The 12,105-nt window shown below is 67.1% G+C and carries 12 protein-coding genes; 7 read left to right on the forward strand and 5 right to left on the reverse strand.

The genetic code is table 11. The features are described from left to right. Window positions 1-116 precede the first annotated feature (116 nt). The 7 genes from ACZF5Y_RS15080 to ACZF5Y_RS15110 are packed head-to-tail and all read left to right on the forward strand — an operon-like array spanning window position 117 to window position 7,129. Window positions 117-932 carry a siderophore-interacting protein gene (locus ACZF5Y_RS15080; protein ID WP_497533536.1) on the forward strand — a complete coding sequence of 272 codons (816 nt, stop codon included), beginning with the start codon at window positions 117-119 and terminating at the stop codon, window positions 930-932. A 36-nt stretch (window positions 933-968) separates the two neighbouring features. Beyond that, the gene (gene fepB, locus ACZF5Y_RS15085) at window positions 969-1,964 is read left to right on the forward strand and encodes a Fe2+-enterobactin ABC transporter substrate-binding protein (protein ID WP_497533537.1); all 996 of its coding nucleotides are present in this window, start codon (window positions 969-971) and stop codon (window positions 1,962-1,964) included. Beyond that, window positions 1,961-3,103, forward strand: a complete 1,143-nt coding sequence (locus ACZF5Y_RS15090) for a FecCD family ABC transporter permease (protein WP_497533538.1) — start codon at window positions 1,961-1,963, stop codon at window positions 3,101-3,103. The genes fepB and ACZF5Y_RS15090 overlap by 4 nt, the downstream gene beginning before the upstream one ends. A gap of 50 nt (window positions 3,104-3,153) precedes the next feature. Next, window positions 3,154-4,182: a FecCD family ABC transporter permease gene (locus ACZF5Y_RS15095; RefSeq protein ID WP_497533539.1), complete on the forward strand. Its 1,029-nt coding sequence runs from the start codon at window positions 3,154-3,156 to the stop codon at window positions 4,180-4,182. Between the two features lie 51 nt (window positions 4,183-4,233). Next, window positions 4,234-5,046: an ABC transporter ATP-binding protein gene (locus ACZF5Y_RS15100; protein WP_497533540.1), complete on the forward strand. Its 813-nt coding sequence runs from the start codon at window positions 4,234-4,236 to the stop codon at window positions 5,044-5,046. Further along, window positions 5,043-6,299, forward strand: coding sequence for an enterochelin esterase domain-containing protein (locus ACZF5Y_RS15105; protein WP_497533541.1), 1,257 nt, complete (start codon window positions 5,043-5,045; stop codon window positions 6,297-6,299). Before ACZF5Y_RS15100 ends, ACZF5Y_RS15105 begins: the two co-directional genes overlap by 4 nt. After that, on the forward strand, window positions 6,296-7,129 hold the full coding sequence (locus tag ACZF5Y_RS15110) for an alpha/beta fold hydrolase (RefSeq protein ID WP_497533542.1): 834 nt from the start codon (window positions 6,296-6,298) through the stop codon (window positions 7,127-7,129). Before ACZF5Y_RS15105 ends, ACZF5Y_RS15110 begins: the two co-directional genes overlap by 4 nt. Before the next feature lie 69 nt (window positions 7,130-7,198). Here ACZF5Y_RS15110 and ACZF5Y_RS15115 read toward each other — a convergent pair whose 3' ends face one another. The 5 genes from ACZF5Y_RS15115 to ACZF5Y_RS15135 are packed head-to-tail and all read right to left on the reverse strand — an operon-like array spanning window position 7,199 to window position 12,055. Beyond that, on the reverse strand, window positions 7,199-8,221 hold the full coding sequence (locus ACZF5Y_RS15115) for a zinc-binding dehydrogenase (protein WP_497533543.1): 1,023 nt from the start codon (window positions 8,219-8,221) through the stop codon (window positions 7,199-7,201). A 35-nt stretch (window positions 8,222-8,256) separates the two neighbouring features. Continuing rightward, window positions 8,257-9,051: an SDR family NAD(P)-dependent oxidoreductase gene (locus ACZF5Y_RS15120; RefSeq protein ID WP_497533544.1), complete on the reverse strand. Its 795-nt coding sequence runs from the start codon at window positions 9,049-9,051 to the stop codon at window positions 8,257-8,259. 30 nt (window positions 9,052-9,081) lie between these two features. Then, the gene (locus ACZF5Y_RS15125) at window positions 9,082-10,503 is read right to left on the reverse strand and encodes an aldehyde dehydrogenase family protein (protein ID WP_497533545.1); all 1,422 of its coding nucleotides are present in this window, start codon (window positions 10,501-10,503) and stop codon (window positions 9,082-9,084) included. Next, window positions 10,503-11,300, reverse strand: a complete 798-nt coding sequence (locus ACZF5Y_RS15130) for an HpcH/HpaI aldolase family protein (protein ID WP_497533546.1) — start codon at window positions 11,298-11,300, stop codon at window positions 10,503-10,505. The genes ACZF5Y_RS15125 and ACZF5Y_RS15130 overlap by 1 nt, the downstream gene beginning before the upstream one ends. Further along, window positions 11,297-12,055 carry an SDR family NAD(P)-dependent oxidoreductase gene (locus ACZF5Y_RS15135; RefSeq protein ID WP_497533547.1) on the reverse strand — a complete coding sequence of 253 codons (759 nt, stop codon included), beginning with the start codon at window positions 12,053-12,055 and terminating at the stop codon, window positions 11,297-11,299. The genes ACZF5Y_RS15130 and ACZF5Y_RS15135 overlap by 4 nt, the downstream gene beginning before the upstream one ends. Window positions 12,056-12,105 lie beyond the last annotated feature (50 nt).

Genomic DNA, 12,105 nt, shown 5'->3' on the forward strand with positions numbered 1-12,105 from the left:
TCGGCGCTCGGCGCATAACATGCGTCGAGTTGATCGGCGACTTGACGCGCTCCACCTAAGCCAGGCTAGGCTTACCTTCATCGGAGGAACGCTCCGAGTGTTCTGATGGAGTTGTCATGCCCGCCACACCCCGCGCCGTTCGCGTCGAGATGCACGATCTCCGAGTACGCACTCTCTTCGTCACGAAGACCGAACGCATCGGGCCGCGCATGCAGCGCATCACGCTGAACGGCGAGCAGCTCGAGCCCGGTTTTCCGGCACCCGCGTTCGCCGCCGCCGATCACGTGAAGATCGTGCTGCCCGACCCGCAAAGCGGCGAGGTGCCGGTGCCCGGCCTCTCCGATGATGGTCGGCTCGTGCGACTCCAGGAGATCCCGACGCCCGTGCGCGATTACACCGTGCGCGCCGTGAGCCCCGACGGACTCGTCATCGATTTCGTACTGCACGAGCATGGCCCCGCGGGCAGCTGGGCCGCACAGGCGGCGGTCGGATCGCCGCTCGGCGTCCTCGGCCCGCGCGGCTCGCACATCTACCCCGACGGCTACGCGCACTACGTGCTGATCGCCGACGAAACCGCGCTCCCCGCCGTCGGCCGCTGGCTCGATGAGCCGGGTTGGGCCGCGCGAGTCGAGGTGCACGCCCTGGTGCAGAGCGCCGACGAATACCCGCTGCCGCCGCGCGACCACACCACCGTTACGCACCACGTGCATGCGCTGGGACGCGCCCGCACGACCGTGCTCGAACAGCTCACTCACGACCTTGAGCTCACCGATGACACGTTCGTCTGGGCGGCCGGCGAGGCCGACAGCTTGAAGCCCCTCCGTCGCGCCCTCAAAGCGCGCGGCTTGCACCGCGACCAGTACGAGGTCGACGGGTATTGGCGGCAGGGCACCGTGAACCTCGACCACCACATCGTCGACGACGACGACTGAGCACCACCCGCAGTACACCCCAGAGAAAGTCGACGAATGAAGCGAACACCCCTGTCCATCGCCGCCCTGCTCGCCGCGACGGCGCTCGCCCTGACCGGTTGCTCGACTTCGGGCTCGGCGAGCGACAACGCCGACGCACCGGCATCCGCCTCCGCGGGCGAGTGGCCGCGCACCATCGAGCACGAGGCGGGAACGACGGTCATCCCCGCGATGCCCGAAAACATCGTCTCGACGTCGATCACGCTCACCGGCAGCCTGCTCGCCATCGATGCACCGGTCACGGCGACCGCCACCACGACGCCCAGCGAGATCACCGACGCCGATGGCTTCTTCAGCCAGTGGGCGGATGTCGCGTCTGAACGCGGCGTCGAATCGCTCTACCCCAACCTCGAGTTCGATGAAGAGGCCGTCTTGGCGGCCGATCCCGATCTGATCATCGTCTCGGCGAGCGGCGCTGACTCCACCGTCGATCAGTACGACGCGCTCTCGGCGATCGCTCCGACCATCGTGCTGAACTACGGCGACAAGACCTGGCAAGACCTGGCGGCCGAACTCGGCGAGGCCACCGGCCACGAAGACGATGCGACTGCCGTGGTGCAGGGCTTCGACGACCACGTCGCCGAGGTCGCCGACGCAATCACCGTGCCCGAGGGCACCGCGAACGCGATCGTCTGGAACGGCACCGAGAACCCCACGGCATTCGCCAAGCCCGGCAGCTCGCACGCCGACCTGCTCGAGTCGCTCGGATTCTCGATCGAAGGTGCCTCAGATGACCTCGACACCAGCGAGCAGGCGCGCGACGATTTCGCGTTCCTGGCAGTTGAGAACGTGACGAGCGCGCTGACCGGCGAGGTCGTGTTCCTGATCTCGGGCGGCGACTCGAGCGAGGCCGACCTCCTGAGCACGCCGGTGCTCGCGACCACTCCAGCGATCGCCGCCAAGCAGGTCTACCCGCTCGGCCCGGATTCGTTCCGCATCGACTATTACAGCGCGTCCGAGATCGTCGACCTGGTCGCCGCCGACTTCGCGTGACCAGCAGCACCACCGCCCCGTCGGCCCTGCGCCGGCGGGGCACCCCGCGCGAATCGGCAGGTGTACACGGGGAGCCGGTCACGGCATCTCCCGGTCGCGCAGGCGGCCCGTCCGCCTCCGCCTCGACGCGACGATCACGACGCCGCAAGTTGGTGCTCGCGCTGGCCCTCGGCGTCGGCGCGCTCGCGGTACTCGCGGTACTGAGCGTGTTCGTCGGCACCCGGCCCCTCGCCCCGAGCGAGGTCTGGCAGGCGATCATCGCGCCCGATCCCACGAACGGGGTGCACCTGGTCGTCACCGAGTTGCGTCTGCCGCGCACAGCCCTGGCGATTCTCGTGGGAGCCGCCCTGGGCGTGGCCGGCACGATCATGCAGGCGCTGACCCGCAACCCGCTCGCAGAGCCCGGCATTCTGGGTGTGAACGCGGGCGCGGCAGCGGCGACGGCCACCGGCATCGGGCTCTTCGGCGGATCCCTCGGCACGTTCGGCCTGATCGGGTTCTCCTTTCTCGGCGCGGCGCTCGCCTCCGTCGCCGTGGCGGGGCTCGGCGGCATCTTCCGGCGAGGAGCGGACCCGGTGCGGCTCGTGCTCGCCGGCGCGGCACTCGCCGTGACCCTCGGCGCGTACACCCAAGCGCTGCTCATCAACTTCCCCGAGGTGTTCGACTCGTTCCGGCACTGGGCCGTCGGCTCGGTGCAGGGCCGCGACGGCACCCTCGTGCTTCCGGCAACCCTGCTGATCGTGCCGGCGATCATCGTCGCCGCACTGCTCGGTCGCCAGTTCAACGCGACAGCGCTCGGCAGCGATCTCGGTCGCACACTCGGTGCCGATCCTCGTCGCACGCTGTGGGCCGGAGCCGTACTGCTGGTGCTGCTCGCGGGGACCGCGACCGCGGTCGCGGGGCCGATCGCTTTCGTCGGCCTCACCGCACCATTGGCCGTGCGCTTGCTCGTGGGTCCCGACTACCGCTGGATCATCCCGTTGTCGGCCGTCTACGCTGCGGTGCTCGTGATCGGCGCCGACATCATCGGCCGCATCCTGCTGCCACCCACCGAATTGGAGACCTCGATCGTGACCGCACTGATCGGTGCACCCGTGTTCATCCTGCTCGCCCGGCGCCGACGGCTGATGCGCCTGTGAACGCGCCCCTCACCGCATTGCCGAAGAGTAGGGCGAGACGCTCCCCTGCGATGAGCAGCTGGCGCAGCCGCGGCGACTCCGTTTCGCTGCGCTGGCATCGACGCACCCTGCGGGTCACCATCGTGCTCGCCCTGTGCCTGGTGCCGCTGGGCGTCGCCGTGATGATGACCGGCAGCTTCACGGTCGACTGGGCCGCCTTCTGGGCTGCGGTCTCCGGAGACGGCGACCCCAAGGTGCTGCGTGTACTCGAGGGGATTCGGCTGCCGAGGTACGTCGGCGGCATCGTCGTGGGCGCCGCGCTCGGACTGAGCGGCGCGGTCTTCCAGACGATCTCCCGCAATCCGCTCGGCTCTCCCGACATCATCGGCTTCGTCACGGGTGCGGCGACCGGTGCAATCGTCGCCATCCTGGTCTTCGAGGCCCCCGCACTGATGGTCTCGGCCGCCGCCGTTGTCTCCGGTGTCTTCACCGCGGTGATCGTGGCGCTCCTGACCGCCGGCCGTCGCGGCCAGGCATCCGCTGGCGGCTACCGCCTGATTCTCGTCGGCATCGGCGTCGGCGCATTGCTGGCCGCCCTCAACGACCTCCTCCTCACCCGCAGCCAGCGCGACGATGCCATCGCGGCGCAAATCTGGCTCGTGGGCACGCTCAACGCGCGGGGGTGGGACGAGGTACTGCCCACCGTGATCGCGATCATCGTGCTGGTGCCGATCCTGCTCGTCTCACGACACGGGCTCGCGGCGCTCGAACTCGGCGACGACATGGCCCGCCAAACCGGCGCGGCGGTGGGAGCCATTCGGTTGACGACCGTGGCAATCGCCGTCGCATTGGCGGCCTTCGCCACCGCCACGGCCGGCCCGATCTCGTTCGTGGCGCTGGCCGCACCGCAACTCATCGCCCGCATCTCGCGCTCGCCCTCCCTACCGCTGCTCGGCTCCGCGGTGATGGGCGCCGTGCTGCTGGTCACGGCCGATCTCTTCTCGCAGTATCTGCCGTTCTCGCTCTCGGCGCCGGTCGGGCTCGTCACCGGCGTGCTGGGCGGCGGGTACCTGCTCTGGATGCTCTCGCGAGGGCGTTAGGCGATCCGGATCGCCTCCCCTCTTCTCTCCCTTCCCGTGAAAGGCTGTCTCGTGTCTCCCACCCCCGCCGATTCCCGGCTCGTCGCCGATTCTCTCCGGCTCGCCTACGAGGGGCGAACGGTCGTCGACGAGCTCGAACTGAGCATTCCCGATGGCGGTTTCACCGTGATCGTCGGGCCGAACGCCTGCGGCAAATCCACGCTGCTGCGTGCACTCGCGCGGTTGCTGAAACCGGAGCGCGGCGAAGTGCGGCTAGACGGTCGCCCGATCGAGGATTACCGTGCCAAGGAAGCCGGGCGATTGCTCGCCCTGCTGCCCCAGCAGGTCGTTGCGCCGGATGGCATCGCCGTGGCCGATCTCGTCGCCCGCGGGCGCTTTCCGCATCAGAAGCTGCTGCGCCAATGGTCGGTCGACGATGAGCGTGCCGTTGACCGGGCCCTGGAGGTCACCGGTGTCGACGACCTCGCCGACCGCAGCCTCGATGAGCTCTCGGGCGGCCAGCGACAGCGTGTGCTGCTCGCCATGGTGCTGGCCCAAGAGACGGATCTGCTGCTGCTCGACGAGCCCACCACGTTTCTCGACCTCGCCCATCAGATCGAGGTGCTCGAACTCGTCAGCGAACTGCACCGCGCGGGCCGCACCGTGGTCACCGTGCTGCACGACATCAATCAGGCCTGCCGGTACGCCACGCACCTCGTGGCGATGCGCGATGGCGCGATCGTCGCCGAGGGGCCGCCGGCCGAGCTCATGACCGAGGAGCTCATCGAGCGCGTGTTCGGGCTGCGCGCCTCGGTCGTCAGCGATCCGATCACCGGTACGCCGATGGTGGTGCCCCTCGCCGGCCGAGCGGCGTTGGCCGCATGAGCGCGCGCAGGGAGGGCGAGGCACCCATCCGCGCTGAATCGACGATCTGGCGACGGGTGCTCGCCGGCGAATCCCCCGATCTCGTCTCGCCGGTGTGGCCGGCCTTCGGCGAACGTGTCGAGCTCAACGGAAGGGCCCACCGCGAAGTCGCGTTCGTGGCCGAAGCCGAGCGGGTCGACGACCGGGTGATGATCCATCTGAACGGCACGACCGACGCCCACCGCACCGACATTCGGCCGGCAGTGCTCGATGCGGTGCCCGGCAGCTCCGTACGGGTGATCGACTACCTCCTCCCCGAAGATCTCATCGCGAGCTATCGCTTTGTCTCGCTCCCCGCTGCTGAGCTGCCCGACGACGTGGGCGCGACGCGCGCGGGATGGCTGCGCGTGCACGACGCGGGAGCTCCCGACCCACGCAACCCGCGCCGGCTGCCCAACCCGCTCGGCCGCTGGTCATCGGTGCTGGTCGCCCCCGGCACCGTCGAGCACCCGGCGTGGGCCGCGGGGCCGGATCCGACCGCGCGCATCGACGAGACCGCGCTCGCACTCGGTGGTGACTTCGCCGACCGCACCGCCACCGTGTTCACGCTCACCGGGCCGCAGCGTGAGACCGATTCACGGGTGCTCGTGCTGCTCGATGGCGAGAACTGGCAACGGGTCGGCATCCGTGAGGCGCTCGCGCACCCTGCGGCGAGCAACGCTCCGAACACCGTCGTGCTGGTTCCCTCGGGCACGCTTGAGCAACGATCGGCGGTGCTGCCGCATCCGGATCGCGTCGCCGACCTGTTCTCAGCGGTACTGGCCGCACTGCGCACCCACGCTTCTTCCCTGCGCGGCTCCGCAATGCCGACCCCCGATCGCACCATCGTCGCAGGCCAGAGCTATGGCGGGCTCGCCGCCGCCGCGCTCGTGGCGCTGCGGCCCGACCTCGTCACCACCGCGATCGTGCAATCCGGGTCGTTCCACTTTCGCGCAGGCGAAGAGCCGAGGCCGCCCGCGGGCGACACCGGCGACCTGGTCGAGCGCGTTCGCGAGATGGCCGGCAGCGATGCGCTTGCCGGGCGTCGCTTCGTCATTCAGTCGGGCACCGAGGAGACCGGCATGACCGATTCTGCCGAACGCTTTGGCGAGGCGGCTCGCGCGGCTGGGGCGAGTATCGACTGGCGGGTGCACTCGGGCGGCCACGACTACGCGTGGTGGCGCACCGGGCTCTTCGATGCACTGGATGCGCTCGCCGGCGGGAGCGCCTCGTGACTCATCCCCGTCTCTCTCCGCTCCGCATCGCCGCCGAGGGGGCCGACCTCGCCGTTTGGCACCGCGAGGGCAGCGACCCGGAGCTGTGGATGGCGATGGTGCACGGTGCGGGAGTCGACCACCGCGAATTCCTGCCGCTCATCGATCTGATCGACGCCGCGTGGAACATCGTGGTGTTCGATATGCGAGGTCACGGCCAGTCACGGCTCCATGACGGCGCAGTCGCCACTATCGACACCGTGATTGATGATCTTGCGGTGATCCTCACGCACGCGGACCAGAGTTTGCGGACCGACGGAGGCACCTGGCTGCTGCTGGGCCATTCGTTTGGTGGCAACGTCGCGCAGGAGTTCACCCACCTGCACCCCGGTCGCATGCGTGCCCTGGTGACGATCGGCAGCCCCGGCCAGCACCGCACCCTGCGCCGCGGCGAGCTCTCGGCCATGCGGTTCGCCGGGCAGGTGTATCGAGTGGTGCCGTGGCGGCTCTTCGCGCGTTTCGGGGGCTCGTGGTCGAGTCACAACCCCGAGACTCGCGCGTACGTGCGGGAGTGCCTCATCGCGACGGGCCGCGCCACCTATCTGCAGCTCGGCCTCAGCGGTTTCGAGAGCGTGCACGCGCCCCCGCCGTCGCGATTGCCAACCCTGCTCGTGCGCGGCGAGTTAGATATGCCCCGAGCCTTGGATGCCGTGTACGACGGGCTCGTCGCCGCGAACCCCGCCGCCGCACGCGTGATCGTTCCCGATGTCGGGCATCAGGTCATGCAAGATGCTCCCGACGCCCTAGCGCTCGAGCTGAATGCATTCTTGGAGAACTTCGAGGCCGGGTGAGGCCGTCTGAGTATCAGATCAGCCAGACGGGCTCCGCCCAGAACGGCCGCGAGCTGAGTGGGCGGTGCCTCACGATGCGCGCGGCATCATGATGATCGCTTTCACCACGGCGGCATCGCGGATCGCTGCCAGATTGGCAGCGAGATCGTCGAGCGCAATCTCGTGCGAAACGATCGGTGAAAAATCGATCACACCCGACTCGATCGTTCGAATCGCCTCGGGAAACGCGTACTGACCAACGAAGCTGCCGAGCAACTGGAGCTCCCGCTCCGTAATCAGGTGTTGCTTGACTGTTGATTCAGCGTGCGTGTTCATCCCGAAGAGCACGATACGCCCACGTCTCCCGGCGACCTGCATCGCTACGCCGAGTTGCGACCCGACCGCGTCGACCACAATATCGGCGCCGTCGCCGAGCACGCGTCGCACTTCGGCGACGGCGTCCGCACGCATCGGGTCGATCACCTCAGCAGCCCCCATAGTGCGGGCGACTGCAGCGCGTTCGGTCGAGGGTTCGACGACCACTACTCTGCCGATTCCCGACGCGCGCAACACCGCGAGGTACAAGAGACCCGCAGCGCCTGCACCGAAGATGACCGCGCTCTCGCCCGTGCGCGGTGCGGCTTTCGCCACGCCGCTCAGCACACAGGCCAATGGTTCGGCAAGTGCGGCCACTTGTAAGGGAACGCGTGAGTCGATTCGCACGCAGGCCGTATCGGATGCGATCACGAACTCGGCGAGCCCGCCGTCGACCGTCACCCCCATAGCTCGTTGGTTCGAGCAGAGATTGGCTCGCCCCAGCAGACACATCTCGCAGGCCCCGCAGGTGATGATCGGACGCACCACGACCCGATCCCCGGGCGAAACCGTCACGACATCCGCGCCGACTTCGACGACGTCTGCCACGAACTCATGTCCGAGCACGACCCCCGGCGTGCCAGGGTGCGACTGGGGCACCGCCAGAATGTGCAGGTCGGTGCCGCAGACACCGCACGCGAGCGGGGCGAGCTTCACCTCGTGCGAGTTCTGAATCGCGGGTTCTGGGACATCGCGGAGCGACGCGCAACCCTCACCGTGAAACACCAACGCGTGCATGCGTCCTCCTTGCCGAATGTTCTGAATCCACCCGACTATTCGGGCAGTTCGATACCGAGGTACGTCGTCAAGTCGGGTCCGCGCCGCAGATGCTGACCGCCATCAGCGCTGACGCTCACTCCGGTGACCCACGAGGCCTCCTCCCCGAGCAGGAACCGTACGACTCGGGCGACTTCGAGCGGTTCGCCGAAGCGTCCGAGCGGAGTCTGCGCGAGATAGTCGCCGGCGAGTTGCTCGTCAGCGACCAGGTCAGCCGACATCTCCGTAAGGATGACTCCGGGGCGCACCGCATTCACTCTGATGCCCCAGGGTCCGAGCTCATCGGCACTGTTCTTCACCAGAGAGTCGACCGCTTCTTTGCTCACCGAATACGCCGATACATATCGGTGCGTGACCGCAGCCGCGATCGAGGAGAACGCCACGATGCTGCCAAATCGCTGGCGGGTCATGACTCGCGCGGCCTCCCGAATCGCCAGAAATACCCCGTGCAGATTCACGTCGATAACTCGACGCCAATCATCGAACTCAAGGTCGACGATCGGAACCTGCTGCCCGGTCCCCGCGCATGCCACGAGGCCGTCAAGCGTTCCGGAGCCCCCGGTCGCGACCTCCACCGCTCGTCGCACATCGATCTCGTCTACCGTATCGCCGGCGAAGATGCGCACGTCGCCCGAAGTCCCGAGGGCCTCCAGCGACTGTTGGGCATGCTGCAACTTCTGCTCATCGCGCGCAAAGAGTGTGACGTTGGCGCCGTCGCGAAGCAGGAGCTCAGCAGTCGGCACTGCGAGCCCTCCAGATCCTCCGGTGATCAGAATATTCTTTTCGGACATCAGGTCTCCTCACTTACTCGGTGGCTGCACTCACACGTCGCCGTGCAGCACAATCGTCTTTTCTTCAGTCATTTCGGCAACGGCGGAGCGGATCCCCTCTTTGCCGATTCCGCTGCCCTTCGTGCCGCCGTAGGGCATGAGGTCGGCACGCCACAACGGCGTCCAATTCATATGCAGTACCCCGGCGTTCACTCTGCGCAGGAAGGAGATTCCTTTCCCGATGTTTTCGGTGAAGACCCCCGCCCCGAGCCCATAACGCGTTGCATTGGCCGCGCGGATGGCCTCATCAAACGAAGAGACCCGGGAGACCGCGACTGCGGGCCCGAAGAGCTCCTCCTGGCTGAGCGCATCATCGACGGCGACGCCAGCAACGATCGCCGGAGAGACCGCCGCACCCGAGCGTTCGCCCCCCGTCACCAGTTGCGCGCCCCGCTGCACGCTCTCCCGAATACTGCGCTCGACACGTTCCGCTTCATGCTCTGTCACCAATGGCCCGAGGGTCGTTGATGCGTCCAACGGGTCACCCAGAACCAGTGCTTCGACACGCGGACGGAGCGCATCGAGGAAATCGCCATAGACCCGCTCGTGCACGATCACGCGCTGCACGGATATGCAGACCTGACCCGCGTTCGCGTATCCACCGGAGGCAATCGCGGCGGCAGCGCGTTCGATATCTGCATCGTCGAGCACGACCGCCGGGCAGCTCGCGCCGAGTTCGAGCGACAACTTCTTGGCCCCGGCGACCGAAGAGATATGGTTGCCGACGGCTGTGCTCCCGGTGAACGTGATCTTACGCACGCGATCATCGACGCAGAGCCGATCGCCCACAGTTGATCCTGAACCTGTAATGCAGCTGATCGCTTCAGGGTCAATGCCCGCGTCGAGGAAGATGCGAGTGAGCGCGAGAGCGGTCAGCGGTGTGTGCGACGCGGGTTTCAGGATGACGGAATTGCCCGCGGCGAGCGCCGGCGCGATCTTGTGCAGCACCAGGAGCAACGGAAAGTTAAATGGCGTGATCGCCACGACGACACCGCAGGGTTCTCGAAGTGTGAACCCGAGACGCTGCCTGCCGCCGCCGGGGTGAGCGTCGAGAGGGAGTCCCTGACCATACAACTGCGACCCTTCGAAACCGGCCAGACGAATGAGATCACCGGCGCGCGAAGCCTCAATGCGCGCTTCGCCGATGGGTTTTCCCAGTTCCAGGCTGATCGTGCGTGCGAGCTCTTCGACGCGCTCGTCGGCAATCTGGCCAGCGCGCTGCATGATGCGCTGGCGATCTGCGCCGGTCGATTCCATCAGCCGAGAAGCGGCTCGCTCCGCCGCTGCGAGAGCGCGTTCGACTGCCGTTTCGTCGGCGAGCGGCACGGTATCGACGACGCTGCCGTCGAACGGATTGATCACATTGCGCGTGCGATCCGACCCGACCCATTCACCTGCGATATACATGTCCATCAGATGGCTCCTGACACTATCGATGCACGAGCGAACACAATGTCGCTCGATGGAATTGATGCGGTGAGTGCACCGCGAAGGTGGCCAGCGTCGGATCCGATCGCCACGAGCGCGTACCCTTGCTCCACAAAACGCTCCGCTGCAGCGCGGTCAGAAGCGAGTACCGCGGCGTCGATACCTGCCGTTACCGCGGCCTCTGCGACTGCGGCTACCGCGTTCCGAAAGAGCGGATGATCCTGCTGCCCGGGTATGCCCAGATCGTGAGTGAGATCGGTCGGCCCGAGGAACAGCGCGCTGATGCCCGGCACTGCGGCAATCTCTCGTACCTGTGCAAGACCTTCACGGGTTTCGATCTGCACGACGATGTACGGTCGATCAGCACGAGCCGCGACTTCGCTGTGCTGCACATTGCCGTAGCCACCGGCACGGCTCTGCAAACTGACGCCTCTGCGGCCCAGCGGCGGCCAGAACGCGGCCTGCACGATCGCTTCGGCCTCGGCCGCAGACGACACCGAAGGGATCATGACGGCATCCGCTCCGAGGTCGAGGGCGCGACCGATGCGCGCCGCGTCCCCCGACTCGACACGGACGAGCGCGTGACCGCCTGCGGCGCGCACGGCCCAGAGCGTCGGCAGCAACGCCGCCTCCGACCCTGCCCCGTGTTCGAGGTCGACCATCACCCATGAGGCACCGGCAAATACACATACTTCGGCATTCACCGCGCTCCCCGTGTTCACGAAGACTCCGAAGTGCGGGTGCTGCTTTCGCTCCCGTGCGAACGGATCTGCGGCGGTCATTCGGCACCCGGCTCTTCGAACTTGAAGAGGGAGAGCCCGCCGTCGACGACGAGCACCGTTCCGGTGACCGCCTGCGCGTCGGCCGAAAGGAGATACGACACTCCCGCTGCGATATCGCTCGGCTGTTGCAGATCACCGAGCGGAATACGACCGTTGACGCGAGCCGCGTACTTCGGGTCATGATCGAGTGAATGACGCGCCATGCCCGAATCCACGATGCCCGGCGCGATCGCGTTGACGCGAATTCGGTGGGGTGCGAGCTCCCGGGCCATCTGTTTCGTCAGCTGCTTGACTGCCGCTTTGCTGACGCTGTATGCGGTGATATCGGGCCACGGGAAGTCTTGCACCCATGATGAGAAAAAGACGATGCGACCTTCGACACCGCGTTCGGCGAAGAGGCGCGCCGCAGTTTGGCCGACGTTGAAAGACCCGTATACGTTGACGTTGAGGTGCAGTTGGAAGACGTCGTGCTCGACCTCGAGAAACGGCTGCTCCTGCACGACCGCGGCGGAGACGACGACGCGGTCGAAGTCGGTGATCGAGCGGAGGGCGACCTCGACCGATTCACGCGAGGTGATATCGGCCTGCACGTATGCAACGTCGCCGAACGCCTGGCGAATATCGACGAGTCGCTCGTCTGCCGATTCGGCCGGCAACGCGTCGACGATGGTGACGCGGTGCCCGTCGTCGAGCAGACGTCGAGCGGTTGCGCTTCCGATGCCGCCGGCACCGCCGACGATCAGAGTGTGAGACATGGTTCGGTACTCCTTCAGCTGCGTTGCGTGTGGGGTGTAGCGGGTGTTCG

The sequence above is a fragment of the Leucobacter sp. WKLB1 genome (assembly GCF_059696215.1).

Bases quoted from the DNA above. Each gene is read 5' to 3' on its own strand.
- ACZF5Y_RS15080 (WP_497533536.1), top strand. From the start codon at position 117: ATGCCCGCCACACCCCGCGCCGTTCGCGTCGAGATGCACGATCTCCGA.
- fepB (WP_497533537.1), top strand. From the start codon at position 969: ATGAAGCGAACACCCCTGTCCATCGCCGCCCTGCTCGCCGCGACGGCG.
- ACZF5Y_RS15095 (WP_497533539.1), top strand. From the start codon at position 3,154: ATGAGCAGCTGGCGCAGCCGCGGCGACTCCGTTTCGCTGCGCTGGCAT.
- ACZF5Y_RS15105 (WP_497533541.1), top strand. From the start codon at position 5,043: ATGAGCGCGCGCAGGGAGGGCGAGGCACCCATCCGCGCTGAATCGACG.
- ACZF5Y_RS15115 (WP_497533543.1), bottom strand. From the start codon at position 8,221: ATGCACGCGTTGGTGTTTCACGGTGAGGGTTGCGCGTCGCTCCGCGAT.
- ACZF5Y_RS15120 (WP_497533544.1), bottom strand. From the start codon at position 9,051: ATGTCCGAAAAGAATATTCTGATCACCGGAGGATCTGGAGGGCTCGCA.
- ACZF5Y_RS15125 (WP_497533545.1), bottom strand. From the start codon at position 10,503: ATGGACATGTATATCGCAGGTGAATGGGTCGGGTCGGATCGCACGCGC.
- ACZF5Y_RS15130 (WP_497533546.1), bottom strand. From the start codon at position 11,300: ATGACCGCCGCAGATCCGTTCGCACGGGAGCGAAAGCAGCACCCGCAC.
- ACZF5Y_RS15135 (WP_497533547.1), bottom strand. From the start codon at position 12,055: ATGTCTCACACTCTGATCGTCGGCGGTGCCGGCGGCATCGGAAGCGCA.